The sequence below is a fragment of the Streptomyces sp. NPDC059247 genome, from assembly GCF_042754005.1.
GTDB lineage: Bacteria > Actinomycetota > Actinomycetes > Streptomycetales > Streptomycetaceae > Streptomyces.
In genome coordinates, this window is the sequence record NZ_JBHYZW010000011.1 from 45035 (window position 1) to 69849 (window position 24815).

The following is a 24815-nucleotide window of genomic DNA, read 5'->3' on the forward strand; positions in this document are numbered from 1 at the left end:
CCTCGATGTCGCTCGGGATTGGGTGGGCCGGGTGACCAGTTGGAGAAGGCGTCTCTCGCCGTTGCCGTTGCTGCTCGTCGCCCTGCTCCTGCCCGGGACCGGGGCCTTCGCCGACGCCACGGAGCCGGAGCCCGTGCCCGCCCCGGCGGCCCCCGCTGCCCCTCCCGCCCCGGCGGCCCCCTCCATCGCCGACCCGGCGCCCGCCCCCGCCGGGGAGCCCGAGCCGCTCGTGCCGGGGGTTCCAGGGGCGGGGCGGCCCGAGTACCCCATGGACACCCCGGACCAGGTCCTGCCGCCGCTCCAGCCGGGGGCCGAGGTGCCGGTGCCCGCGCCGGAGCGCGAGGTGGACGAATCGGTCGAGTACCTGCCGAGGAGCGCCCTCGTCGCCTCCTGCACCGCCTCGACGGGCCCGTACCAGCGTCAGGTCGAACGGCTGCTCGGACTGCGGGTCGACGGGAAGCAGTCCGCCGCCGACTGCCGGGCGGTCCGCGCCTTCCAGACCAAGGAGCGGATCAAGCCCGCCAACGGGTACGCGGGCCCCGTCACCTGGGCCCGCGCCGAACTCCTCGCCGCCCGCGGGAGCCTGGACCCCGGCCGCCGCTGCCCGGTGAAGAAGTACGCCGTGGCCTGCGTGGACCTCGACCGGCAGCTCATGTGGGTCCGGAAGGACAAGAAGGTCACCTTCCCCGTCGTCAACGTGCGGACCGGGCGCCCCGGATACGCCACCCGCACCGGCTGGCACTCCGTCTACTGGCGCCACAAGGACCACTGGTCCTCCATCTACGACACCCCCATGCCGTACTCCCAGTTCTTCAGCGGCGGCCAGGCCTTCCACGCCGTCTACGGGCAGCTCGCCACGCCCGCCGGAAGCCGTGGCTGCGTCAATCTCTCCTACCGCGACGCCGGGAAACTCTGGGACGTGCTGCGCAAGGGTGACCGGGTCTACATCTGGGGAAAGCGGCCCGGTGGCTGACACCTGAGAGACTGGGCGCGATGACTGAGACACCACCGCCCCGCAGAGCCCGCGCCGAGATCGACCTCGGCGCGCTGCGTGCGAACGTCCGCACGCTGCGCGCCCGCGTCGCCCCCCACGTCCGGATCATGGCCGTGGTCAAGGCCGACGCGTACGGACACGGCGCGGTGCGCTGTGCCCGCGCCGCCCTGGAGGCGGGCGCCGACTGGCTCGGCACGGCCACTCCGCAGGAGGCGCTCGCGCTGCGGGCGGCGGGGATCACGGACGTCCCGGTCATGTGCTGGCTCTGGACCCCCGGCGACCCCTGGGACCAGGGCATCGAGGCCGGTCTCGACATGGCGGTGAGCGGCCTGTGGGCCCTGGAGGAGGTCGTCGCGGCGGCCCGCAGGACCGGCGGGACGGCCAGGATCCAGCTCAAGGCCGACACCGGTCTCGGGCGCAACGGCTGCCAGCCCGCCGACTGGCCCGAACTGGTCGGCGCGGCACGTGAGGCGGAGGCCGAGGGCCTGGTGAGGATCACCGGCCTCTGGTCGCACCTCGCCTGCGCGGACGAGCCCCACCACCCCTCGATCGCCGGACAGCTCGACGTCTTCCGCGAGATGCTCGACCACGCCGAGAAGGCGGGGGTGCGGCCCGAGGTCCGGCACATCGCCAACTCGCCCGCCACCCTCACGCTCCCCGAGGCCCACTTCGACCTGGTCCGGACCGGCATCGCCGTGTACGGCATCTCGCCCAGCCCCGAGCTGGGCACCTCCGCCGACTTCGGCCTGCGGCCCGTGATGTCGCTCAAGGCGAGCGTCGCCCTGGTGAAGCGGGTCCCGGCCGGACACGGCGTCAGCTACGGCCACCACTACGTCACCGGCACCGGGACGACCCTCGGCCTGGTCCCGGTGGGCTACGCCGACGGCGTCCCCCGGAACGCCTCCGGCCGGGGCCCGGTCCTCGTCGACGGCCGCCGCCGCACGGTCGCCGGGCGGATCGCCATGGACCAGTTCGTCGTGGACCTCGACGGGGACACGCCCGCACCGGGCGCCGAGGCCGTCCTCTTCGGGCCCGGCGACGGCGGCGAGCCGACCGCCGAGGACTGGGCGGTGGCCGCCGACACCATCGCGTACGAGATCGTCACCCGGATCGGGGCGCGCGTCCCGCGCGTCTACCTGGGCGGATAGAGGGGGCCCCGTGGGCGAGTCGAGGAGCACCGGTCACTGGCGGCGCGCCGGATTCGCCGGGGCCGCGATAGGCGTGCTCGCGGCGGGCGCCGCCGCGGGGGTGGCCGTCGAGCGGCTCACCGTGGGGCGTTCCGTACGGCAGAAGGCCCGGCTCGCCCTGGACGCCGCCGGGCCGTACGGGGGGCTGCGGGGGACTCCCGGCCGGGCGCTCGCCGACGACTCGACCGTTCTGTACTACGAGGTCGACGAGGTCGCGGACGGCGCCGAGCCGGCCCGCCGCAGACGGCTCTTCGGGCGCCGGGAGCCCGCGCCCGTCACCGTGGTCTTCAGCCACGGCTACTGCCTCAACCAGGACTCCTGGCACTTCCAGCGGGCCGCGCTGCGCGGGCTCGTCCGCACCGTCCACTGGGACCAGCGCGGTCACGGCCGTTCCGGGCACGGCGTCTCCCAGGGCGGGCCCGACGGGGTGCCCGTCACCATCGACCAACTGGGCCGCGACCTCAGGGCCGTCCTGGACGCCGCCGCGCCCGAGGGGCCGCTGGTGCTGGTGGGGCACTCGATGGGCGGGATGACGGTGATGGCGCTCGCCGAGCGGTACCCGGAGCTGATCCGCGACCGGGTCGCCGGGGTCGCCTTCGTCGGGACCTCGGCCGGGAAGCTCGGCGAGGTGTCGTACGGGCTGCCGATCGCCGGGGTCAACGCGGTGCGCCGGGTCCTGCCCGGGGTGCTGCGGGCCCTCGGCTCCCAGACGGAGCTGGTCGAGCGGGGCCGCCGGGCGACCGCGGACCTGTTCGCGGGGCTGATCAAGAAGTACTCGTTCGCGTCGAAGGACGTGGACCCGGCGGTGGTCCGGTTCGCCGAGCGGATGATCGAGTCGACCCCGATCGACGTGGTCGCCTCCTTCTACCCGGCCTTCGCCGAGCACGACCGGGCCGCCGCGCTCTCCGTGCTGGCGGAGGTCCCGGTGCTGGCGCTCGCGGGCGACCACGACCTGGTGACGCCCAGCTCCCACACCGAGGCCATCGCCGCCGTGCTGCCCGGCGCCGAGCTGGTGATCGTCCCGGACGGGGGGCACCTGGTGATGCTGGAGCACCCGGAGGCGGTCACCGACCGGCTCGCGGACCTGCTGGTACGGGCCGGGGCCGCTCCCGGGGCGGCGGCGGTCGGGACGGACCCCGGCACGCGTTAGGTTGGCGGGTATGGAAGCAGCGCACCCGCCCGTCTCCGGCGCCACCCTCTCCGTCGACTCCCCCGAGCGGATGCTGGACCTCGGCCGCCGCCTCGCGAAGATCCTCCGCCCCGGCGACCTCGTCATGCTCACCGGTGAGCTGGGCGCTGGGAAGACCACCCTGACCCGGGGCCTCGGCGAGGGCCTCGGGGTGCGCGGTGCCGTGACCTCGCCGACCTTCGTCATCGCCCGGGTCCATCCGTCGCTGGTCGGCGGACCGGCCCTGGTGCACGTCGACGCGTACCGGCTCGGCGGCGGTCTGGACGAGATGGAGGACCTCGACCTCGACGTCTCGCTGCCCGAGTCGGTGGTGGTGGTCGAGTGGGGCGACGGCAAGGTCGAGGAGCTGACCGACGACCGGCTGCACCTGCTGATCCACCGGGTCACCGGCGACACGGACGACGACCGGCGCACGGTCGAACTGCGCGGGATCGGCGCGCGCTGGTCCGGCGGGGAGCTGGACGCGCTCTGACCGAGGGGTCCGGGAACGGCGGCCGGGGCCGCCGCCCGGGGCGTCCGCGTCCGTAGATTCCGACAACGTGTCGGGAAGGTGTTGCGTGGGCCGTGTGTGCCGTGGTCACATGGATGCACGAGATGGTTAGGTGTACCTAACCTACGGGAGGCATGTATGGCGACGCCGAAGCGCGCGGAATCCGCCCTCGAGCACGTCCCGAACCACGTCCCGATGAGCGTGCTGCTGGCGTCCTGCGCGGCTGCCCGCGTGCTCTCGACCCCGCCGGAGGCCGACCACCGGCCCTCCCGCCCCGCGACGGCGGAGCGGGAAGGACACGGCGAGGACCCGGAACCGGTCGTGCGGGGGAGAGCCGCCTAGGACCTGTCGTCACCTTCCCGCCACCCCGGGGGCGGAACCCCTGGGAGTGGGAAGCCGACGGCCGGTCTACGCGACGACGACGATCTTCGAGCCGACCGCCGCGAACGCCCACAGCGCGTCCCCGTCGACCCGCTGCATCCGGATGCCGCCGGTCTTCTTCGACGGGTCGGGGGACGGGGTCGAGCCGTCGACCGCCGCGCTGAAGCCGACCGTCACGTTCTGCACCGTCGCGAACCGCACCACGTGCTCGATCCGTACCCCGTCCGAACCGGGCACCGAGTTCGAGCGGGACGTCACGCTGTAGGTGCCGGGCAGCGGGTCCACGGTGCTCGGCATCACCGTGAACGTCCGGGACGCCTTGCCCTTCTCGTCGACCAGCCACACCCGGCGGTCGCCGAGCGCGTACACCACGCGCTCCCCGGTGCCGGACTCCGCGGGGACGGCCAGCGAGTTCCCCGAAGGGCGCTTCGGGCCGCCGCTCGACGTGGCCGACGGCTTGGCCGGGCCGGTCGCCCGGGGCGCCGCCGACACATCGGCGGGGGCGGTCGCCGACGCCTGGTAGGCGAGGAAGCAGACCGCGACGACGGCCGCGGCCGTGAGCCCGGCCACGAATCCCGAGCTGCTCCGTGCCACCGTGCCCACCTCTCGTACGAACGTATCGAGGGTGACGGTAGCAGCCGGGGGAGCGCGGGGCGGGGCACCGTGCCCGGGAGCCGTAGGCTGTTCGCGTGCTGTTGCTCGCCATGGATACCGCCACCCCCGCCGTCACCGTCGCCCTCCACGACGGGGAGGGCGTCGTCGCCTCTTCGGAGCAGGTCGACGCCCGTCGCCACGGGGAACTGCTGCTGCCCACCGTCGACCGGGTCCTCAAGGACGCCGGGCTGAAGCTCGACGCGGTCACCGGCCTCGTCGTCGGCGTCGGACCGGGGCCGTACACCGGGCTCCGGGTCGGCCTCGTCACGGCCGCCGCGTTCGCCTCCGCGCTCGGCGTGCCCGTCCACGGCCTGTGCACCCTCGACGGCCTCGCGTACGCCTCCGGGCTCGAAGGCCCCTTCGCGGTCGCCACGGACGCGCGCCGCAAGGAGGTCTACTGGGCGCGGTACGAGGACCACCGCACCCGGGTCACCGACGCGGCCGTCGACCGGCCCGCCGAGATCGCCGAGCGCCTCGCCGGGCTCCCCGTCGTCGGCGCGGGCGCCCGCCTCTACCCCGAGGCCTTCCCCGACGCCCGCGACCCGGAGCACCAGTCGGCCGCCGCGCTCGTCTCCCTCGCGGCGGAGCGGCTCGCGGCGGGCGGGGACGGTTTCCTCGACCCGCTGCCGATGTACCTGCGCCGCCCCGACGCGCAGGTGCCCAAGAACTACAAGGTGGTCACCCCCACGTGACCGGCGTCGCTGACCTGCGCGAGATGCGCTGGTGGGACATCGCCCCGGTGCTCGTCCTGGAGGACGAGCTGTTCCCCGAGGACGCCTGGTCGGAGGGCATGTTCTGGTCGGAGCTGGCGCACGCCAGAGGACCGGGCGCCACCCGCCGCTACGTCGTCGCGGAGGACCCGGCCGACGGCCGTCTCGTCGGCTACGCGGGGCTCGCCGCCGCCGGTGGCCTCGGCGATGTGCAGACCATCGCCGTCGCCCGCGACCAGTGGGGGAGCGGGCTCGGCGCCCGGCTCCTCACCGATCTGCTCCAGCACGCCACCGCCTTCGAGTGCGACGAGGTCCTCCTCGAAGTGCGGGTGGACAACGTCCGGGCCCAGAAGCTCTACCAGCGCTTCGGCTTCGAGCCCATCGGATTCCGGCGCGGCTACTACCAGCCCGGAAACGTGGACGCGCTCGTGATGCGACTGACCGTTCAAGGAACTGAGACTGATTCTGATGGCTGCTGACGAACCGCTCGTACTCGGCATCGAGACCTCCTGCGACGAGACCGGCGTCGGCATCGTCCACGGGACCACGCTCCTCGCGGACGCCGTCGCGTCCAGCGTCGACACCCACGCCCGCTTCGGCGGCGTCGTGCCCGAGATCGCCTCCCGCGCCCATCTGGAGGCGATGGTCCCGACGATCGAGCGCGCCCTGCGGACGGCGGGCGTCTCCCCGAAGGACCTCGACGGCATCGCCGTCACCGCGGGCCCCGGCCTCGCGGGCGCGCTGCTCGTCGGCGTCTCGGCGGCCAAGGCGTACGCGTACGCCCTCGGCAAGCCGCTCTACGGCGTCAACCACCTCGCCTCGCACATCTGCGTCGACCAGCTGGAGCACGGCAGGCTGCCCGAGCCGACGATGGCCCTGCTGGTCTCCGGCGGGCACTCCTCGCTGCTGCTCTCCAGCGACATCACCTCCGACGTGCGACCGCTGGGCGCCACCATCGACGACGCGGCGGGCGAGGCCTTCGACAAGATCGCCCGGGTCCTGGACCTCGGCTTCCCCGGCGGACCGGTCATCGACCGGCTCGCCAGGGAGGGCGACCCCGCCGCCATCGCCTTCCCGCGAGGTCTGAGCACCGCCAAGGACCCGGCGTACGACTTCTCCTTCTCCGGCCTCAAGACGGCCGTCGCCCGCTGGATCGAGGCCAAGCGCGCGGCGGGCGAGGAGGTGCCGGTACGGGACGTGGCCGCGTCCTTCCAGGAGGCGGTGGTCGACGTCCTCACCCGCAAGGCCGTCCGCGCCTGCAAGGACGAGGGCGTGGACCATCTGATGATCGGCGGCGGGGTCGCCGCGAACTCGCGGCTCCGGGCCCTCGCCCAGGAGCGCTGCGAGCGCGCCGGCATCCGGCTGCGGGTGCCCCGGCCCGGTCTGTGCACGGACAACGGCGCGATGGTCGCCGCCCTCGGCTCCGAGATGGTCGCCCGCAACCGGACGCCCTCCGACCTGGAGCTGTCGGCGGACTCCTCGCTGCCGGTGACCGACCCGCACGTGCCGGGCGCCCACGCGCACGGCCACTCCCACGACCACGATCACGTGCACGAGGTCAGCAAGGAGAACCTGTACTCATGAGGCTCACCCTCATGTGGGAGGCGCGGGCCGCGCGGGGGCACGGCCCGGAGCTGCTCGAATGGGCCAGGGCCCAGGTCCTGGCGCACGAGCCGCGCCGCCGCGAGATGTTCCGCGCCCCGCAGGACCGGGTCCTCGTGCTCACCTGGTGGGACGCGGACTCGCTGGACGCGGAGCTCCCGGAACTCCCCGAGCCGGACGCCTCCCTCATCACCCGGCCGGTGCACCGCTGGCGGTTCGAGGCGGTCGACTAGTCGACCGGGAGCCGTCGAGCGGCCGGGTGGAGCCGGACGGCGACCCTCCGGCCCGGGGAGCCCCGTGGTGACCCGTCCCGGCGGACGGGTGAGGCCCGGCGGTGACCGTCAGGACGGACATCGCGGCCCGGTGGTGACCGTCCGCACGGTGAACGTCGCGGCCCGGTGGTGACCGTCCGCGCGGCGAACGTCGAATCGGCCACACGGCCGATGGTCGAGCAACCTTTCGACCGTGGTGGGCATCCCACACCGCGTGAAGAAGACGATCGCGCTCTGGGCGGCCCTGACCGCCGCCACCCTCCTGGTGACCGGCTGCACGGCGGAACGTCCCGCCGGTCCCGCCCCGACGCGGTCCTCCGCGCCCACCGCCACGCCCACCACCGGCGCCCCCGAGGACCCGGCCGCCGCCACCGCCGCCGCGTACCGCAAGTGGGGGCTCGAACCCCTCGCGCCCGCGCCCGCCCCGCCCGCCGTCAAGCCGGTACGACGCGCCCCCGGCGGCCCGGTGCCCGTGATCAGCGACATCCCCACCAAGGACAAGATCGTCTTCATCACCGTCGACGACGGCGCGGAGAAGGACCCCGCCTTCGTGACGATGATGAAGGAGCTCGAGGTCCCGTTCACGATGTTCCTCACCGACGCGGCGATCCGGAACGACTACGCGTACTTCCAGCCGCTCGTCGCCCAGGGCCACGGTCTCGCCAACCACACCCTCACCCACCCCAACCTGCGCACCCTCTCCCCGGAGGCGCAGCGCCGGGAGATCTGCGGCCAGCAGACGAAACTGACCCGGCGCTACGGCACGGCCCCGCGCCTCTTCCGCCCGCCGTACGGCAACTGGAACGAGGCCACCCGCACCGCCGCCGGGCAGTGCGGCATCGACGCGATCGTGCTCTGGCGCGAGTCCATGCAGATCACGAACATGCAGTACCAGCGCGGCGACCGGAAGCTGCACCCCGGCGACATCGTCCTCGCCCACTTCCGGGGCCCGTCCGAGCTCAAGGGCCGCACGATGACCGAGATGACGGCGACGATGCTGCGCCGCGTCCAGGAGCAGGGATTCACCGTGGCGCGCCTGGAGGACTACGTCTGAGAATTCCTGGAACTCCTCGCGGGCGGCTGTCGATGCGGGCGCGGCCCGTTCGACGTATGAGTGAGAGGCGGGGAACGGCCCCGCCACCGCACCACGAGGAGTCACCATGCCCCGCTACCTGTCCCTGGTCCGCATCCAGGAGAACACCATCGACATGGCGGACGCCGACCCCGGCTTCGAGGCACGCATGGGCGCGCTCTTCGAGGAGATCACCAAGGCGGGCGTCATGCTCGACACCGCGGGCCTCAAGCCGACCGCCGAGGCTTCCCGGCTGACCTGGTCGGACGGGAAGGTCTCCGTCACGGACGGGCCCTTCACGGAGACCAAGGAGGTCGTCGGGGGCTACGCGCTGCTCCAGTGCAAGGACAGGGCCGAGGCCATGGAGTGGGCCCGCCGCTTCCTGGCGGTCCACCCGCCGCACTGGACCGTGGGCCTGGAGGTCCGCGAGGTCGAGGAGGCACCGGTGGCCTGACCCCGGGCCGCTGTCGGTGCCGTGTGCTGTCATGGGAGACGTGACGGCACACGGCACCGCCTCGGTGGAGAGCACGCTCGACACGGTCTTCCGGATGGAGTCCCCGAGGATCGTCGCCACGGCGGCGCGGATCGTCCGGGACGTCGGCATCGCCGAGGAGATCGCGCAGGACGCCCTTGTCGCCGCCCTCGAACAGTGGCCGGAGACCGGGGTTCCCGACCGGCCCGGTGCCTGGCTGACGGCCACCGCGAAGCACCGCGCCGTGGACCTCGTCCGGCGCCGCGAGACGTACGCCCGCAAGCTCGCCGAGGTGGGCCGGACCCTCACGGAGGAGTCGTACGACCCCGAGCCCGCGGGCCCCGGCGACATCGACGACGACGTGCTGCGGCTGATCTTCACCACCTGCCATCCGGTGCTCTCGGCCGAGGCGCGCGCCGCGCTGACCCTGCGGCTCGTCGGCGGGCTCCGCACGGACGAGATCGCCCGCGCCTTCCTCGTCCCCGAGCCGACCGTCGCCGCGCGGATCACCCGGGCGAAGCGGGCCCTGGCGAAGGCGGGCGTGGAGTTCGCGGTGCCGTACGGGGAGGACCGGGCGGCCCGCCTCGGCTCCGTCCTCGAAGTGATCTACCTGATCTTCAACGAGGGGTACGCGGCGACCGCGGGCGACGACCTGCTGCGGCCCGGACTCTGCGAGGACGCGCTGCGGCTCGCCCGGGTCCTCGGGGCCCTCGCGCCCCACGAGCCCGAGGCGCAGGGGCTGGCCGCCCTCCTGGAGTTCCAGGCCTCCCGGACGGCCGCCAGGACCGGGCCCGACGGCCGGCCGGTGCTGCTCGCCGCGCAGGACCGGCGGCGCTGGAACCGGCTGATGGTCCTGCGGGGGTACACGGCCCTGGAGCGGGCCGGGGACGGGCGCTCCTACGGGCCGTACGCCCTCCAGGCCGCGATCGCCGCCTGTCACGCGCGGGCCGCGTCGTACGGGGAGACCGACTGGGAGACCATCGCCGCGCTCTACGGGAGGCTGGGCGTCCTCGCGCCCTCCCCGGTCGTCGAGCTGAACCGGGCGGTCGCCGTGTCGATGGCCCGGGGCCCGGCGGAGGCCCTCCCGCTCGTCGACGCCCTCGCCGCCGAACCGGCCCTGGCCCGCTACCACCTGCTCCCGAGCGTCCGGGGCGACCTGCTCGCCAGGCTCGGCCGGACGGCGGAGGCCCGCGCCGAGTTCGCCCGGGCGGCCGACCTCACCCGCAACGAGAGCGAGCGGACCCTGCTGCGGGAGAGGGCCGGGAATCAGGGGACCGCCGGGGGGTGAGGACGGGGGGCGGGTGCGGGCCTCCGGGACCGCGTGCCTGGTGTGGGTCTTCGGGACCGCGTGTGTCGGGTCAGGGTCTTCGGGGCCGCGTGCCTGGTGTGGGTCTTCGGGACCGCGTGTGCCTGGTCTGGGTCTCCGGGACCGCCAGGAGCGGGAACGGGTCCCGGTCCGGGGCCGGGACCTGTCGGGACGGGGATGCCCCGGAGCGGCGGACGGGGGCCCTGCGGGGGCGGGTCGGGGGACCCTTAGGGTGCTCGGCATGTCCCCGCGCCCCCCGCTTCCGCCGCCGCCCCCGCCCGCCGAGCTCCAGAGCTGGCCCGACCGGGACGCGCGGCTCGCCGACCGGGCGCTGGCGCTGGACGAACTGGGCGGGCGGCTGCTCGGCGGCGGACCGCTCGCGCTGTTCCTGCTCCGCCTGCTCCTGCTCGAACTGGGCTGGTCACTGGTCGGATTCCTGGTCATCGCCCTGGGCCGTCCGGCGCCCGACCCGATCACGATGCTCCTCGCGCTCTTCAGCGCGCTGCTCGGCATCGGGGTGCTCGTCCCCGCGGTGTGGCTGACGGTCCGCGCCCTGCGCCGGGACCGGATCGTCCGGGAGCGCCTCGCGCGGTGGGCGGCCCTCGACCGGCACGGTCCGACGGACGCCCGGCTGCGCGCCCCCGTCCTCGGCGCCTGCTGGTTCCTGCTGTCCTTCGCGCTGTGCGGCCTCGGCCTCTGGGCGGGCTTCGCGGTCCCGGCGGGCGCGAGCCGCGACGACGGTTACGGCCTGGTCGTCTACGGCATGGGGGCCGCCCTGATCCTCTGGGTCACCGGTCTGACCGGCCTGGTGAAGGCCGTCGGCCACTACCGCCTCGCGGTCCGCTTGACGCCCCGCAGGACCTGACCGGGCGGTGCGGGCCCGCCGGGTCCGGCGTACCGCACGCTCCCCGACGGGGTTCGGCGCCCTCCCGGGGCCCCTGGGCAGGGTGTCGCCGGTCCGGCGGCGGTGGGCCGTCCCTCAGCCCTTGACCGGCTGCCCGATCAGCATCGTCGGGGCGCCCGCGACCCGGGTGAGCAGGACCGTCGCCGCGTTCGGGCCCTTCGGCTTCACCTTGCGGCGGATCTCCTCGGGTTCCACGGCCGAACCGCGCTTCTTCACCGTCAGGACGCCGACCTCCCGCTCCCGCAGCAGGGCCTTCAGCTTCTTCAGGTTGAAGGGGAGTTCGTCGGTGATCTCGTACGCGGCGGCGTACGGCGTCGGCACGAGCGCGTCGGCCGTCACATAGGCGATCGTCGCGTCGACCAGACCGCCGCCCACCTCCTCGGCGAACTCCGCGACCAGGTGCGCGCGGATGACGGCGCCGTCCGGCTCGTACAGATAGCGGCCGACCGGACGGACCGCCGGGTCGGGCAGGCCCCGGCCGGTCAGCGCGGCTCCGGAGGGCAGCAGGGTGGCGCGCCGGGCGCCGGGCGAGGTGCCGAACCAGATCACGGCCTCCTTGACGTCCCCGCCGTCGGAGATCCACTCGGCCTCGGCGTCCTCGGGAACCGCCTCGTGCGGAATGCCGGGAGCCACCTTCAGGGCCGCGTGCGGGGCCCTGCGGGCCGCCTCGACGGCCCAGGAGAGCGGCGGGGAGTAGGACTCCGGGTCGAAGATCCGGCCGCGTCCGCCCCGGCGCGCGGGGTCCACGAAGACGGCGTCGTACGGGCCGGTGTCGATGTCGGCGACGTCCGCGCAGCGCACCTCGATCAGCTCCGCGAGGCCGAGCGCGTCGGCGTTGGCACGGGCCGCCGCGGCGGTCAGCGGGTCGCGGTCGACGGCCAGCACGGAGATCCCGGTGCGGGCGAGGGCGACGGCGTCGCCGCCGATCCCCGAGCAGAGGTCCGCGACGCTGCGGACGCCCAGCGCCTTCAGCCGGGCCGCCCGGTGGGCGCCGACCGACGCGCGCGTCGACTGCTCGACGCCGTGGGGGGTGAAGTACATCCGGTACGCGTCCTCCGCGCCGAACTTCGCCACCGCCCGCTGCCGCAGCCGCGCCTGGGCGACGGCCGCGGTGACCAGCTCGGCGGGATGGTCGCGGCGCAGCCGGGAGACCACCGCCAGCTCCTGGGCCGGGTCGTGGTCGCGCAGGGCGGCGAGCAGGGTCTGGCCCTCGGGGCCGAGCAGCGGGGCGAAGGAGGCGAGATCGGTCACCCGTCCCATTGTGGGCCCTGGCCGGTCGGCCGGTGGCCCGGGGCGGCCCCGCGCGCGCGGGGGTCCGGCGGCCCGTGGGGAGGTGGGCCGCCCGGGGGACGGAGTGACGGCCGCCCGGGGGACGGCGGCGGTGGTACGGCGGTGTCGTGGGCTTCGTACGGGTGTCCGCGCTGACAGGATGCGGCGCCACAGTACTCATACGACAAAAGGACCAGATGATGGCAAAAGGTGTGCACCGTTCCGCTCGGGCGTTCGGGGCCGCGCTCGTCGTCGCCGCCCTCGCCTCCGCCGCCACGGCCTGTTCCGGCGGCACCGGGCCGGCCGGTGGCGCCCCCGCCCCCGCCGCCGGACAGCAGGCCCAGGGGCGGGGCGCGGCCGGTGCGCTCGACTCGTACGTCGAGAAGGTCCGCGACCAGCGGGCGGCCCGGGTCGCCGCCGCCAGGAAATGGGGCCTCGCCCGTACCCCGCTGGACGCGCCCGCCCCGCCCGCCGTCAAGCCGAGGATCACCACCCGCAAGGGCTTCGAGACCGACGGCGAGGGCCTTCCCCCGGTCTTCACCACCGTGCCCACCAAACAGAAGGTCGTCTTCCTGACGATCGACGACGGCTCGGAGAAGGACCCCGAGCTGCTGCGGATGATGAGCGAGCTGCGCATCCCCTACAGCGCCTTCCTCAGCGACTACGTCGTCAGCGAGGACTACGGCTACTTCAGCCGGATGCAGAAGTCGCAGGAGGGCGGGGTCTCCCTGCACAACCACACCCTCAACCACCGCTATCTGCCCGGACTCTCGTACAGCGAGCAGAAGCGCGAGATCTGCGGGATGCAGGACGTCATCGAGAAGCGCTTCGGCAAGCGCCCGCCGCTCTTCCGCCCGCCGTACGGCAACTACAACGAGGACACCCTGCGCGCGGCCGCCACCTGCGGCGTCAAGGCGGTGCCGCTCTGGGCCGCCGAGGCGTTCCCCGACCACATGGAGTGGCGCGAGTGGGACCGGGACCTGCACTCCGGCGACATCGTGCTCACCCACTTCCGGGGCAAGGAGGACTGGAAGGGCACCATGCCGGACATGATCCGCCAGGTGATGAACGTGATCACGGCGAAGGGCTTCGCCGTCGCCAAGCTCGAGGACTACGTGTGACGCACCGCCGCCGCCCTTCCGCGCGCGACCCCGAACGCGGGAACGGGACGCCCTCCGGGCTCGCACCGGGGTCCGTCTCGGGGTCCGTATCGGGGTCCGAGCCGGGGTCCGAGGCGGGGTCTGCCCGTGCGTCCGCGCTGGGGTCCGCGCCGGGATCTGCCCGTGCGTCCGCACCGGGGCCCGTCTCCGGGTCCGTCCCCCGGACCGGGCGGTCCGTCCCCCGGACCGGGCCGGGGTTCCCCTACGGGTCCGTCCCCGGGGCCGGGCCGGGGTCTGCCCCCGGGGCTTTCTCCGGGGTCGGGTCGGAGCCCGCCCCCGGGGCCACGCCGGGGTCCGTCTCCGGGACCGGGTCGGGGTCCGTCCTCAGGGCTTTCTCCGGGGTCGGGTCGGGGTCCAGGCTGGGGTCCGTCTCCGGGGCCGGGTCGGAGTCCGCACCCGGGTCCCTCCCCGAGACCGGGCCGGAGTCCGTGCTCGGGGCTCTCCCTGGGACCGGGTCGGGGTCCGCCCCCGGGGCTCTCCCCGGCACCACACCGGGGCCCGCCCCCGGTTCCGCGCCAAGGTCCCTTCTCGGGACCCTCCCCGGACGCCGTTCCCGTACGCCTTCGCCCGGGACCGCCGTCGCCGCCCGGGGAACCGTCGCGGCTCGGGGAACCGGCCCCGTCCGGGAAACCGGCCCCGGTCGCCCGTCGGGCCGGGGCGGGGCCGCACGGCCGCTCGCCGGGCTGCTGCTCGCCGCCGCGCTCCTCGCGCTGACCGGCTGCGCCTCCACCGTGGACTCGATCGAACGCCTCGGCCGCAAGGCCGCCGAACGCATGGGCCCCCGGCACGCGCCCGCCGCCGGGGCCCGCCCGTCCAAGGCCCCCGCACCAACCGTTCCCGCCCCCGCCGCCCCCGTATCGGCCGTCCCTACACCGGTCTCCCCCGCCGTCCCGTCCGCCGGAGCCGTCCGGTCCACGGGGGTCGCCGAGGTCCGCTGAAGCCCGGACCGGACCCGCCACGGGGTGAGTAATTGGCACTCCGCTTGACCGAGTGCTAATCGCGGTCATAGTCTCGGCTCTGGCACTCCCCACCGGAGAGTGCCAACACAGCGACGGGCAGGTCCGGCACCCGCGACGACGGATCCACCTGGTCGCCACCTCAGACAGTTAACCCCGAGATCTCCGAAGGGGGAGGTCGGATCGTGACGACCACCAGCTCCAAGGTTGCCATCAAGCCGCTCGAGGACCGCATTGTGGTCCAGCCGCTCGACGCCGAACAGACCACCGCCTCTGGCCTGGTCATTCCGGACACCGCGAAGGAGAAGCCCCAGGAGGGCGTCGTCCTCGCCGTGGGCCCGGGCCGTTTCGAGAACGGCGAGCGCCTGCCGCTCGACGTCAAGACCGGCGACATCGTGCTGTACAGCAAGTACGGCGGCACCGAGGTGAAGTACAACGGCGAGGAGTACCTCGTCCTCTCGGCTCGCGACGTGCTCGCGATCATCGAGAAGTAATTCACCCGAAGCAGATGCTTTGAGCTGCGCCCCGGGCCCTCACCGGGCACCGGGGCGCTGTTCGTTCCACACCAGTTTTCGAGAGGGCTGAACCGCTCCATGGCGAAGATCCTGAAGTTCGACGAGGACGCCCGTCGCGCCCTTGAGCGCGGCGTCAACAAGCTTGCCGACACGGTGAAGGTGACGATCGGCCCCCGTGGCCGCAACGTCGTCATCGACAAGAAGTTCGGCGCTCCCACCATCACCAACGACGGTGTCACGATCGCCCGTGAGGTCGAGATCGAGGACCCGTTCGAGAACCTCGGCGCCCAGCTGGTGAAGGAGGTGGCGACCAAGACCAACGACATCGCGGGTGACGGCACCACCACCGCCACCGTGCTCGCCCAGGCCCTGGTCCGCGAGGGTCTGCGCAACGTCGCCGCCGGTGCCTCCCCGGCCGCCCTGAAGAAGGGCATCGACGCCGCCGTCAAGGCCGTCTCCGACGAGCTGCTCGCGACCGCGCGCCCGATCGAGGACAAGTCCGACATCGCCGCCGTCGCCGCGCTCTCCGCGCAGGACCAGCAGGTCGGCGAGCTCATCGCCGAGGCCATGGACAAGGTCGGCAAGGACGGTGTCATCACCGTCGAGGAGTCCAACACCTTCGGCCTGGAGCTGGAGTTCACCGAGGGCATGGCCTTCGACAAGGGCTACCTCTCCCCGTACATGGTGACCGACCAGGAGCGTATGGAGGCCGTCCTCGACGACCCGTACATCCTGATCAACCAGGGCAAGATCTCCTCGATCCAGGACCTGCTGCCCATCCTGGAGAAGGTCATCCAGGCCGGCGCCAGCAAGCCGCTCCTGATCATCGCCGAGGACGTCGAGGGCGAGGCCCTGTCGACCCTGGTCGTGAACAAGATCCGTGGCACCTTCAACGCCGTGGCCGTCAAGGCCCCCGGCTTCGGCGACCGCCGCAAGGCGATGCTCGGCGACATGGCCACCCTCACCGGTGCCACCGTCATCGCCGAGGAGGTCGGCCTCAAGCTCGACCAGGCCGGTCTGGACGTGCTCGGCACCGCCCGCCGCGTCACCATCACCAAGGACGACACCACCATCGTCGAGGGTGGCGGCAACTCCGAGGACGTGCGCGGCCGGGTCAACCAGATCAAGGCCGAGATCGAGTCCACGGACTCCGACTGGGACCGCGAGAAGCTCCAGGAGCGCCTCGCGAAGCTGGCCGGCGGCGTGTGCGTGATCAAGGTCGGCGCCGCCACCGAGGTGGAGCTGAAGGAGAAGAAGCACCGTCTGGAGGACGCCATCTCCGCGACCCGCGCCGCGGTCGAGGAGGGCATCGTCTCCGGTGGTGGCTCCGCGCTCGTCCACGCCGTGAAGGTCCTGGAGGGCAACCTCGACAAGACCGGCGACGAGGCCACGGGTGTCGCGGTCGTCCGCCGCGCCGCCGTCGAGCCGCTGCGCTGGATCGCCGAGAACGCCGGTCTCGAGGGTTACGTCATCACCTCGAAGGTCGCCGAGCTCGACAAGGGCCAGGGCTTCAACGCCGCCACCGGCGAGTACGGCGACCTGGTCAAGGCCGGTGTCATCGACCCGGTGAAGGTGACGCGCTCCGCCCTGGAGAACGCCGCCTCGATCGCCTCCCTCCTCCTCACCACCGAGACCCTCGTGGTGGAGAAGAAGGAAGAGGAGCCCGCGGACCACGGTCACGGCGGGCACGGCCACTCGCACTGAGGCCCTTCCTGACTGACCACTGAGGCCCGGTACTCCCGTCGCGGGAGTACCGGGCCTCGGCGTTTCGGGAACCTGGGGGCCTTCCCCGGATCACGGCCGGGGGATCAGCCCTCGACCGCGCCGAGCTGTGCCATCAGACCCAGCGCGTCGTACTGCCACCAGCCCTCCACGATCTTCCCGTCCTCCCGGAAGCGGTGGACGAGCGTCCCGGTCGTCGACACGTCCATGCCGGTGGGCTGGAGTCCCAGGAAGTCCCCGACGTGCGAGCCCCGCCAGGTCCAGCGGGTGCAGACCCGGTCGCCCTCCGCGATCTGGTCCTCGACGGTGAACGCGAAGTCGAAGCCGTCCCGCCACCGCCCGATCTCGCGCCGGACGGCGTCCATGCCGATGACGTCCTGCCCGTTCGCCGGATCGTGGCCGTGGTAGCCCTCGGCCAGCACCTCGTCGAGCCGTGCCGGCTCCGGCTCCTCCGCCGCCATCGCCAGGAACCGCCGGGAAGCCGCCTTGTACAGCGACTCGTCCCGGACGACGTCGAGGTCGGTGAAGGTGGGCATCCCGTCGCAGAGCGCCACCATCTCCCGGAAGATCCGCTCGGTCTCGGGCAGTTGCGAATTGCGCATGGCCACGTCGTACGACGGGAACTCGACGATCTCCACGAGGTGCGAGGAGTCCGCCCGGTCCTCGCCGAGCACGCTGTGGGTGGCGGTCCTTCTGCCCGCGGTCTGCTCGATCCACCGGTCCACGAGCCGGTTCAGATCGTCGATCCGGCTGGTCCTGAAGTCGATGATCTGCGTGAACGTCATGACGCCTCCCGCCCCCGGTGCGGCCCTCTCCAGTCTAGGCCGGGCCCGGGAAGACGGCAGGGGGCGAGCGCCCGGACCTCGGCGTCCTGGGGCGAACGGGCGGGGCGGGTGCGTCACTCGGGGCCGTACTTGCGGCCCGCCTTCGAGGAGACCCCGCCCAGCAGACCGCGCGGAGCCAGCTTCACCACCCCCATCAGGGCCTTGTAGCGGGGGTCGGGGATCGACAGCGTCCGGCCCCGCTGCAGATCGGCGAGGGCCGCCGTCACCAGCTTGTCCGCGTCGAGCCACATCCAGCCCGGGATGTTGTCCGTCCCCATCCCGGCCCGCTCGTGGAACTCCGTCCGTACGAAACCGGGGCAGAGCGCCATCAGCCGGACCCCGCTGCCCGCCAGGTCCCGCGCCGCGCCCTGGGTGAACTGCACGACCCACGCCTTCGAGGCGCCGTACGTGCCCCGGGGCAGGAAGGCGGCCACCGAGGCGACGTTCACGACGGCGCCCCTGCGACGGTCCTTCATCGACGCCGCCGCGGCCGAGGTCAGCCGCAGCACCGCCTCGCAGTGCACCGTGAGCATCTTCAGCTCGTCGGCCATGGACACTTCCAGGAAGCGGCCCCTGTTGCCGAAACCGGCGTTGTTCACGAGCAGGTCCACCGGCTGCTTCGGGTCGGAGAGGCGCGCCTCGACGGCGGCGATGCCCTTCTCCTCGGAGAGGTCCGCCGCCAGCACCTCGGCCTCGACGCCGTGCCGGTCGTGCAGTTCGGTCGCCTGCTCCCGGAGGCGCTTCACGTCCCGGGCCACGAGCACGACGTCATGGCCGTCCGCCGCGAGTCTCCGTGCGAAGGCGGCCCCGATGCCCGCGGTGGCGCCTGTGATCAGTGCAGTCGTCATACCGGCACGGTAGTGCCCCTTCCGGGGGCCGTGCCCGGCCGCGACGCTCGCCCGGACCGTTCTACGCGCGTGCGTACTTCTCGGTGTACTGGCGGGCCAGCGCCAGGAGTCCCGACTCCATCCACTCGGCGGCGGCCAACGTGCCGGGCAGCAGGGTCCGTTCGACGGTCGCGGCCCGGTGCAGCCGGGCGACCGTGATGTCGTGGTCCGGCCGGTGGACCACCGTGATCGGGTCGCCCGCGCGGATCTCGCCCGGCACGATCACCCGCAGCAGGGCGCCGGGCCCGGCGCCGGACAGCGTGAACCGCCGCACCCAGCCCTTCTCCTGGAGGAAGCCCGCGAACGTACGGCAGGGGATGCGGCCACCGGTGACTTCGAGGACGACCTCCTCGCCGATCCGCCACCGCTCCCCGATCAGGGCCCCGTTGACGTCCAAACCCTGGGTGGTGAGGTTCTCGCCGAAGGAGCCGTTGGCGAACTCGCGGCCCAGGTCGTGCTCCCAGCGGTCCAGGTCCTCGCGGGCGAAGGCGTAGGCGGCCCGGTCGTTGCCGCCGTGGAACCGCAGGTCGCAGACGGTGTCCCCGGCGAGCCCGCTGGTCCCGACACCGGGTGCGCCGGGGGCCTCGACGCGGACCGGCCCGTCGACGGGCCGCTTGTCGATGCCGGTCAGGCCGGAGGCGGCGTCGGTGTAGTCCACGGCCTTCGCGCCGCCCACGTTCACACTCAGCAAGGTCATGCGGGGAACCCTACGGGCACAGATGTCAAAGGAGTGAGCGAATATTCGCGACTTCACCCAAGAGTCGCTTATGCTGGATGCATGATCGAGGCCCGTCATCTCCGCGTCCTGCGCGCTGTCGCCGCCACCGGTTCCTTCTCGGCCGCCGCACGCGAGCTGGGCTGCACCCAGCCCGCCGTGAGCCAGCAGATGAAGGCCCTCGAAGCCTCCGCGGGCACCCCGCTGCTGATCCGCGCCGCCCGCGAGATGCGCCTCACCCAGGCGGGCGAGGTCCTCGTCCGGCACGCCTCCGGCATCCTCGCCGGGCTCACCGCCGCCGAGGAGGAGGTCGCCGCGATCGCCGGGCTCCGCGCGGGCCGGGTCCGGCTGGTCTCCTTCCCCAGCGGCAGCTCCACGCTCGTCCCCACCGCGCTCGCCGCCCTGCGGGCCGCGCACCCCGGCACCCGCGTCTCGCTGGTCGAGGCCGAGCCCCCGCGCTCGGTCGAGATGCTCAGGGAGGGCGACTGCGACGTGGCCCTCGCCTTCCGGTACGGCACGGGCCAGGCCGAGTGGGACGACCTGGTGGTACGGCCGATCCTCGCGGACCGGCTCGTGGGCCTGGTCCCCGAGGGGCACCGGCTGGCCGGGGCCGGTTCCGTGGGCATCGCGGAACTCGCGGACGAGTCGTGGATCGCGGGCTGCCCGCGCTGCCGCCGCCAGCTCGTCGACGTCTGCGAGGAGGCGGGGTTCACCCCCCGCATCGACTTCGCCACCGACGACTACCCGGCGGTGGTGGGCCTGGTCGGCGCCGGTCTGGGCGTCGCCGTCCTGCCGGAGCTGGCCATCGAGTCCGTACGCCCCAAGGGGGCGCGGACCGTGACCGTGGAACCGGCCGTGGAGCGGGAGATCGTGGCCCTCACCCTGCCGGACCTGGCGCAGGTCCCGGCCGTCGCGGCCACCCTCGAAGAACTGACCCGCGCGGCCACGCGCGGCTAGCGGGACCTGCCGCCCGGCCCCCGGCGCCGTACGCACGACGCCGGGCCCCGCGGACCCGCCACACCTGTCTCACCCGCCGCCCCGGCCACACGCGCTCGGCGCCGGGGCCCTGCCACGCGCGCGTACGGCCGCTTCGTGCCGTGCGTGGGGGTGGTGCCCAGGCGGTACGGGCCCGGCCACGCGCGCGTACGGCCGTGCTGGTCCGTAAAAGGGGCCGCCCCGCCCTCGGTGATCCCGGCGTACGCGCGCGTGCGTCGTGCTCTCGGCCCGGAGGATCGGCATCGGTCCTGTCCTCGGGTGCGCGTGCGGCCGTGCCGCGGGGCGACGCCCTCCGGCGCGCCCTCTGGGCCTCGGGTGCGCGGGTGCGCGCGTACGGCTGTGCTCCTCGCCGGGCCTCGCCCGTCGTCCGCCGCTCGGCCCGGGTACGCGCGCGTACCGGGGCCTCCGTGTCGCGTACTCCCTCTGTCTCGGCTTCCCCGTTCCGCGTCCGGTGGCTCGACCGTTCCCGGTCAGGGCCGCCCGGCCAGTTCGAAGAAACGTTCCTTCACATACGCTCCACGATCGGCCGGCCCGATGCGGACGCCGGTGCCGACGTCGATGTCGTTGTCGTCATGGAGGCCAGGGAGGTCACGGACGCGCCGGGCGCGACCGGAGCGGCCGACGACGCCGTCGTCGTGACCAGGCGATTGCGCGCGCGTCCCATGAGTTCTTCGCGTTCGTCCTCGGTGAGGCCGCCCCATACGCCGTAGGGCTCCCGCACGGCGAGTGCGTGGGCCGCGCACTCCGCGCGGACCGGGCACCGCATACAGACCTCTTTCGCCGAGTTCTCACGCGCACTCCGTGCCGCGCCGCGCTCTCCCTCGGGGTGGAAGAACAGGGAGCTGTCGACCCCGCGGCAGGCCGCGAGGAGTTGCCAGTCCCACAGATCGGCGTTGGGTCCGGGAAGGCGGGAGAAATCTGCCATTGCGCTTGTCCCCTTGAAACCGTGTCGAACGGATAGGTGGGCGGGTGGATGGCCGATGGCCGGGCTCCTCGTGTCCCGACAGGTCCGAGTCTGTACACCTACTGTCGAAGTAGATGTAAATATGACTCATTGCGAATCTAGCCACAGACACTACGAAAAGGGAAGAAAATCGGCTAAATGGTGCATAGCTTGCGTCAATGGACGAAAGGGCCGCGCCGCTCTCCTCTGTGCGCGCTCACTCACGTAGAGTGCCGAAGCGTGCCGTCCAACCCGTAACTCTTTCGGGTGACCGTCGTTGAGAGTGCGGAGGCGGTTGAAGGAACAAGCGCTCGGGCAGGTGTCCGAGGGCGTCAATCGCACAGGTGACGATTACGTACAGCCCTGGAGGCTCAAGGTGACGCGCAACAGCTGCGAGAGCCGCGGAGGTCAGGCATGACATCCGTCCTCGTCTGCGACGACTCCCCGCTTGCCCGAGAGGCGCTCCGCCGCGCGGTCGCGACCGTGCCCGGCGTCGAGCGCGTGACCACCGCGGCCAACGGCGAGGAAGTCCTCCGCCGCTGGGGCGCGGACCGCTCGGACCTGATTCTGATGGACGTCCGTATGCCCGGACTGGGCGGTGTGGAAACCGTCCGACGGCTGCTCTCCGCGGACCCCGGCGCCCGCATCATCATGCTCACGGTCGCCGAGGACCTCGACGGCGTCGCCCTCGCGGTCGCCGCGGGCGCCCGCGGATACCTACACAAGGACGCCTCGCGCGCCGAGCTGCGGGCCACCGTCACCCAGGCGCTGGCCGACCCGACCTGGCGGCTCGCCCCCCGCCGCCTCCGCTCGGCCGAGATGGGTGCCGCGCCCACCCTCACCGCGCGCGAGATCCAGGTCCTCGAAGGCATGAGCCACGGCCGGTCCAACGCGGAGATCGGACGCGAGCTCTTCCTCTCCGAGGACACCGTCAAGACCCACGCCCGGCGTCTCTTCAAGAAGCTGGGCGCCTCGGACCGCGCGCACGCCGTAGCCCTCGGATTCCGCTGGGGCCTGGTCCGCTGAATCGCAGGTCACCCGCCATGTCCCCGTCCTCACCCGGTTCCTTCGCGGGGTGGACGGGGCGGGCTTGTGTCACTTCCGCGCCGAATGCCGCATCCTTGAGACGTGGAGTTCCTCGGGGACGAGTCGATCGAGCGGGAGGGGAGGGCGCGGGAGATGAGTTCCGGCGCACCCGCTCATAACGCTTCGGTGCACAACTACGGACGCGGTGCCGCGAACGCGGAGGCGTCGGGGCACCATGGAGCGATGCGCGACGACGACACCGTGGGTTCCCCCGTGCCTGCCGGGCAGGGGGACATCGGCGCGCTCGTCCGCCGCGCGGTCGAAGGCGACGCGCAGGCCACGCACGACCTGCTCGCGCGCGTGCATCCGCTCGCCCTGCGGTACTGCCGCACCCGCCTCAACCGGCTGCCGGGTGACGCCCGGCACTTCGTGGAGGACCTGGCCCAGGAGGTCTGCGTCGCCGTCCTGATGGCGCTGCCGCGCTACAAGGACACCGGCAGGCCCTTCGAGGCGTTCGTCTTCGCCATCGCCGGACACAAGGTCGCCGACCTCCAGCGGGCCGCCATGCGGCACCCGGGGTCCACCGCCGTGCCCTCCGACGAGATGCCCGAGCGCCCCGACGACTCCCTCGGCCCCGAGGAGCGCGCGCTCCTCAGCGACGACGCCGAGTGGGCCAAGAAGCTGCTCGCCAACCTTCCGGAGAACCAGCGCGAACTGCTGGTGCTCCGGGTCGCCGTCGGGCTGACCGCCGAGGAGACCGGGCAGATGCTCGGCATGTCCCCGGGGGCCGTCCGGGTCGCCCAGCACCGTGCCCTCAGCAGGCTGCGGGCGCTCGCGGAGCAGTAGCCGGGGCGTAAGGACCGGCAGAGGAACCCGGCCCTTTCGTCCACGTGGGAACGTCCAAAGCTCGTTGCTGATCTTGATCGTGGAATGAGACGCCGCTTCGGGCCGTTAGCATGGACATCCGCACCGATCAAGGCCATTTGGGGAAGGTGTCATGACTGCACACGTCGACGGAGTGCCCGAGAAATTCGCGACGCTCGGGCTGACCTACGACGACGTCCTGCTGCTGCCGGGCTCGTCCGACATGGCGCCCGACCAGATCGACACCGCCTCGTACATCTCGAAGAACGTGCGGGTGAACATCCCGCTGCTCTCCGCTGCGATGGACAAGGTCACCGAGTCCCGCATGGCGATCGCCATGGCCCGGCAGGGTGGTGTCGGTGTGCTGCACCGCAACCTCTCCATCGCCGACCAGGCCAACCAGGTCGATCTGGTGAAGCGCTCCGAGTCGGGCATGGTCACGGACCCGATCACGGTGCATCCGGACGCCACGCTCGCCGAGGCGGACGCGATCTGCGCCAAGTTCCGCATCAGCGGCGTCCCGGTCACCGACCCGGCCGGCCGGCTCCTCGGCATCGTCACCAACCGTGACATGGCCTTCGAGTCGGACCGTGCCCGCCAGGTGCGCGAGGTCATGACCCCGATGCCGCTGGTCACCGGCAAGGTCGGCATCTCCGGCGTGGACGCGATGGAGCTGCTCCGCCGCCACAAGATCGAGAAGCTGCCGCTGGTCGACGAGACGGGCCTCCTCAAGGGCCTCATCACGGTCAAGGACTTCGTCAAGGCCGAGAAGTACCCGAACGCGGCCAAGGACAAGGAGGGCCGCCTGCTCGTCGGGGCGGCCGTCGGTGTCGCCGGTGACGCGTACGAGCGGGCCCAGGCGCTGATCGAGGCGGGCGTCGACTTCATCGTCGTGGACACCGCCCACGGTCACTCCCGGCTCGTCGGCGACATGGTCGCCAAGATCAAGTCGAACTCGTCCGTCGATGTCATCGGCGGCAACATCGCCACCCGTGACGGCGCCCAGGCGCTGATCGACGCCGGTGTCGACGGCATCAAGGTCGGTGTCGGCCCCGGCTCCATCTGCACCACCCGGGTCGTCGCGGGCATCGGCGTGCCGCAGGTCACCGCGATCTACGAGGCTTCCCTCGCCGCGAAGGCGGCCGGTGTGCCGGTCATCGGCGACGGCGGTCTGCAGTACTCCGGAGACATCGCCAAGGCCCTCGTGGCGGGCGCGGACACCGTGATGCTGGGCTCGCTGCTCGCGGGCTGCGAGGAGTCCCCGGGCGAGCTGCTCTTCATCAACGGCAAGCAGTTCAAGTCGTACCGGGGCATGGGTTCGCTCGGTGCCATGCAGTCCCGTGGCGAGCAGCGTTCCTTCTCGAAGGACCGCTACTTCCAGGAGGGCGTGGCCTCCGACGAGAAGCTGGTGCCCGAGGGCATCGAGGGCCAGGTGCCGTACCGGGGTCCGCTCTCCGCGGTCGTCCACCAGCTGGTCGGCGGACTGCGTCAGTCGATGTTCTACGTCGGCGGTCGCACGGTGCCGGAGCTCCAGACGAACGGCCGGTTCGTCCGCATCACGTCCGCGGGCCTCAAGGAGAGCCACCCGCACGACATCCAGATGACGGTCGAGGCACCGAACTACAGCAGGAAGTAACAGAGCGCGAGCGTGGGGGCGGTTCCGGGAGGTGCCCGGAACCGCCCCTCGCGCGTGTGTCGGGGATAC

At 72.9% G+C, this 24815-nt stretch carries 27 protein-coding genes; 21 read left to right on the forward strand and 6 right to left on the reverse strand.

What is annotated here, in order from left to right; all coding sequences use genetic code 11:
- Positions 1 to 31 precede the first annotated feature (31 nt).
- The 5 genes from ACFXGN_RS20600 to ACFXGN_RS20620 all read left to right on the forward strand — a co-directional run bounded on the left by ACFXGN_RS20600 (position 32) and on the right by ACFXGN_RS20620 (position 4202).
- Complete coding sequence (locus tag ACFXGN_RS20600) at positions 32 to 973, forward strand: L,D-transpeptidase family protein (protein ID WP_384861033.1); 942 nt, start codon at positions 32 to 34, stop codon at positions 971 to 973.
- Between the two features lie 20 nt (positions 974 to 993).
- Positions 994 to 2142, forward strand: coding sequence for an alanine racemase (gene alr / locus ACFXGN_RS20605; RefSeq protein WP_384861035.1), 1149 nt, complete (start codon positions 994 to 996; stop codon positions 2140 to 2142).
- A gap of 10 nt (positions 2143 to 2152) precedes the next feature.
- A complete protein-coding gene (locus tag ACFXGN_RS20610) occupies positions 2153 to 3331 on the forward strand; it encodes an alpha/beta fold hydrolase (protein ID WP_384861037.1) in 1179 nt (392 codons plus the stop codon).
- 10 nt (positions 3332 to 3341) lie between these two features.
- Positions 3342 to 3842 (forward strand): tRNA (adenosine(37)-N6)-threonylcarbamoyltransferase complex ATPase subunit type 1 TsaE, encoded by a 501-nt coding sequence (gene tsaE / locus ACFXGN_RS20615; RefSeq protein WP_384861040.1) that lies wholly within the window; start codon positions 3342 to 3344, stop codon positions 3840 to 3842.
- A gap of 156 nt (positions 3843 to 3998) precedes the next feature.
- On the forward strand, positions 3999 to 4202 hold the full coding sequence (locus tag ACFXGN_RS20620) for a hypothetical protein (protein ID WP_384861043.1): 204 nt from the start codon (positions 3999 to 4001) through the stop codon (positions 4200 to 4202).
- Between the two features lie 66 nt (positions 4203 to 4268).
- Here the strand turns inward: ACFXGN_RS20620 and ACFXGN_RS20625 are convergent, their stop codons facing one another.
- On the reverse strand, positions 4269 to 4835 hold the full coding sequence (locus tag ACFXGN_RS20625) for a hypothetical protein (protein WP_384861046.1): 567 nt from the start codon (positions 4833 to 4835) through the stop codon (positions 4269 to 4271).
- A 95-nt stretch (positions 4836 to 4930) separates the two neighbouring features.
- Here ACFXGN_RS20625 and tsaB point away from each other — a divergent pair, with 95 nt between their 5' ends.
- The 8 genes from tsaB to ACFXGN_RS20665 all read left to right on the forward strand — a co-directional run bounded on the left by tsaB (position 4931) and on the right by ACFXGN_RS20665 (position 11194).
- The gene (gene tsaB, locus ACFXGN_RS20630) at positions 4931 to 5587 is read left to right on the forward strand and encodes a tRNA (adenosine(37)-N6)-threonylcarbamoyltransferase complex dimerization subunit type 1 TsaB (protein ID WP_384861048.1); all 657 of its coding nucleotides are present in this window, start codon (positions 4931 to 4933) and stop codon (positions 5585 to 5587) included.
- A gap of 23 nt (positions 5588 to 5610) precedes the next feature.
- Entirely contained in the window at positions 5611 to 6084 is a 474-nt protein-coding gene (gene rimI, locus ACFXGN_RS20635) for a ribosomal protein S18-alanine N-acetyltransferase (protein ID WP_366439909.1), read from the forward strand.
- The gene (tsaD, locus tag ACFXGN_RS20640; protein WP_384861052.1) at positions 6074 to 7189 is read left to right on the forward strand and encodes a tRNA (adenosine(37)-N6)-threonylcarbamoyltransferase complex transferase subunit TsaD; all 1116 of its coding nucleotides are present in this window, start codon (positions 6074 to 6076) and stop codon (positions 7187 to 7189) included. The genes rimI and tsaD overlap by 11 nt, the downstream gene beginning before the upstream one ends.
- Positions 7186 to 7440: a hypothetical protein gene (locus tag ACFXGN_RS20645; RefSeq protein ID WP_384861055.1), complete on the forward strand. Its 255-nt coding sequence runs from the start codon at positions 7186 to 7188 to the stop codon at positions 7438 to 7440. The genes tsaD and ACFXGN_RS20645 overlap by 4 nt, the downstream gene beginning before the upstream one ends.
- 253 nt (positions 7441 to 7693) lie before the next feature.
- The gene (locus ACFXGN_RS20650) at positions 7694 to 8533 is read left to right on the forward strand and encodes a polysaccharide deacetylase family protein (RefSeq protein WP_384861058.1); all 840 of its coding nucleotides are present in this window, start codon (positions 7694 to 7696) and stop codon (positions 8531 to 8533) included.
- A gap of 106 nt (positions 8534 to 8639) precedes the next feature.
- Complete coding sequence (locus ACFXGN_RS20655) at positions 8640 to 9005, forward strand: YciI family protein (RefSeq protein ID WP_384861061.1); 366 nt, start codon at positions 8640 to 8642, stop codon at positions 9003 to 9005.
- A gap of 31 nt (positions 9006 to 9036) precedes the next feature.
- Positions 9037 to 10311: an RNA polymerase sigma factor gene (locus tag ACFXGN_RS20660; protein WP_384861064.1), complete on the forward strand. Its 1275-nt coding sequence runs from the start codon at positions 9037 to 9039 to the stop codon at positions 10309 to 10311.
- A 259-nt stretch (positions 10312 to 10570) separates the two neighbouring features.
- Positions 10571 to 11194 carry a hypothetical protein gene (locus tag ACFXGN_RS20665; protein ID WP_384861067.1) on the forward strand — a complete coding sequence of 208 codons (624 nt, stop codon included), beginning with the start codon at positions 10571 to 10573 and terminating at the stop codon, positions 11192 to 11194.
- Between the two features lie 114 nt (positions 11195 to 11308).
- Here ACFXGN_RS20665 and ACFXGN_RS20670 read toward each other — a convergent pair whose 3' ends face one another.
- Positions 11309 to 12493 (reverse strand): SAM-dependent methyltransferase, encoded by a 1185-nt coding sequence (locus ACFXGN_RS20670; RefSeq protein WP_384861069.1) that lies wholly within the window; start codon positions 12491 to 12493, stop codon positions 11309 to 11311.
- A gap of 209 nt (positions 12494 to 12702) precedes the next feature.
- Here ACFXGN_RS20670 and ACFXGN_RS20675 point away from each other — a divergent pair, with 209 nt between their 5' ends.
- The 4 genes from ACFXGN_RS20675 to groL all read left to right on the forward strand — a co-directional run bounded on the left by ACFXGN_RS20675 (position 12703) and on the right by groL (position 16837).
- On the forward strand, positions 12703 to 13623 hold the full coding sequence (locus tag ACFXGN_RS20675; RefSeq protein WP_384861072.1) for a polysaccharide deacetylase family protein: 921 nt from the start codon (positions 12703 to 12705) through the stop codon (positions 13621 to 13623).
- A 770-nt stretch (positions 13624 to 14393) separates the two neighbouring features.
- Complete coding sequence (locus ACFXGN_RS20680; RefSeq protein WP_384861075.1) at positions 14394 to 14600, forward strand: hypothetical protein; 207 nt, start codon at positions 14394 to 14396, stop codon at positions 14598 to 14600.
- Between the two features lie 203 nt (positions 14601 to 14803).
- Positions 14804 to 15112 carry a co-chaperone GroES gene (gene groES, locus ACFXGN_RS20685; RefSeq protein WP_003998759.1) on the forward strand — a complete coding sequence of 103 codons (309 nt, stop codon included), beginning with the start codon at positions 14804 to 14806 and terminating at the stop codon, positions 15110 to 15112.
- Between the two features lie 99 nt (positions 15113 to 15211).
- Positions 15212 to 16837 carry a chaperonin GroEL gene (groL, locus tag ACFXGN_RS20690; protein ID WP_366439622.1) on the forward strand — a complete coding sequence of 542 codons (1626 nt, stop codon included), beginning with the start codon at positions 15212 to 15214 and terminating at the stop codon, positions 16835 to 16837.
- Between the two features lie 104 nt (positions 16838 to 16941).
- Here groL and ACFXGN_RS20695 read toward each other — a convergent pair whose 3' ends face one another.
- The 3 genes from ACFXGN_RS20695 to ACFXGN_RS20705 form a co-directional block, all read right to left on the reverse strand.
- On the reverse strand, positions 16942 to 17640 hold the full coding sequence (locus tag ACFXGN_RS20695; protein WP_384861079.1) for an ester cyclase: 699 nt from the start codon (positions 17638 to 17640) through the stop codon (positions 16942 to 16944).
- A 113-nt stretch (positions 17641 to 17753) separates the two neighbouring features.
- Complete coding sequence (locus ACFXGN_RS20700) at positions 17754 to 18527, reverse strand: SDR family NAD(P)-dependent oxidoreductase (protein ID WP_384861082.1); 774 nt, start codon at positions 18525 to 18527, stop codon at positions 17754 to 17756.
- A gap of 61 nt (positions 18528 to 18588) precedes the next feature.
- The gene (locus ACFXGN_RS20705; protein WP_384861084.1) at positions 18589 to 19263 is read right to left on the reverse strand and encodes an MOSC domain-containing protein; all 675 of its coding nucleotides are present in this window, start codon (positions 19261 to 19263) and stop codon (positions 18589 to 18591) included.
- Between the two features lie 81 nt (positions 19264 to 19344).
- On the opposite strand from ACFXGN_RS20705, the gene ACFXGN_RS20710 reads away from it, so the two are divergent.
- The gene (locus ACFXGN_RS20710; protein WP_351795839.1) at positions 19345 to 20238 is read left to right on the forward strand and encodes a LysR family transcriptional regulator; all 894 of its coding nucleotides are present in this window, start codon (positions 19345 to 19347) and stop codon (positions 20236 to 20238) included.
- A 544-nt stretch (positions 20239 to 20782) separates the two neighbouring features.
- On the opposite strand, the gene ACFXGN_RS20715 is transcribed toward ACFXGN_RS20710, so the two are convergent.
- A complete protein-coding gene (locus ACFXGN_RS20715) occupies positions 20783 to 21202 on the reverse strand; it encodes a WhiB family transcriptional regulator (protein ID WP_384861088.1) in 420 nt (139 codons plus the stop codon).
- 432 nt (positions 21203 to 21634) lie between these two features.
- Between ACFXGN_RS20715 and ACFXGN_RS20720 the strand changes: the two genes are divergently transcribed.
- From ACFXGN_RS20720 to guaB, 3 genes are all read left to right on the forward strand, one after another.
- Positions 21635 to 22246 (forward strand): response regulator transcription factor, encoded by a 612-nt coding sequence (locus ACFXGN_RS20720; RefSeq protein WP_003948568.1) that lies wholly within the window; start codon positions 21635 to 21637, stop codon positions 22244 to 22246.
- Positions 22247 to 22489: 243 nt separating this feature from the next.
- Positions 22490 to 23092, forward strand: coding sequence for a sigma-70 family RNA polymerase sigma factor (locus ACFXGN_RS20725; RefSeq protein ID WP_351795842.1), 603 nt, complete (start codon positions 22490 to 22492; stop codon positions 23090 to 23092).
- A 151-nt stretch (positions 23093 to 23243) separates the two neighbouring features.
- Positions 23244 to 24746: an IMP dehydrogenase gene (gene guaB, locus ACFXGN_RS20730; protein WP_384861092.1), complete on the forward strand. Its 1503-nt coding sequence runs from the start codon at positions 23244 to 23246 to the stop codon at positions 24744 to 24746.
- The last annotated feature ends 69 nt before the right edge of the window (positions 24747 to 24815 follow it).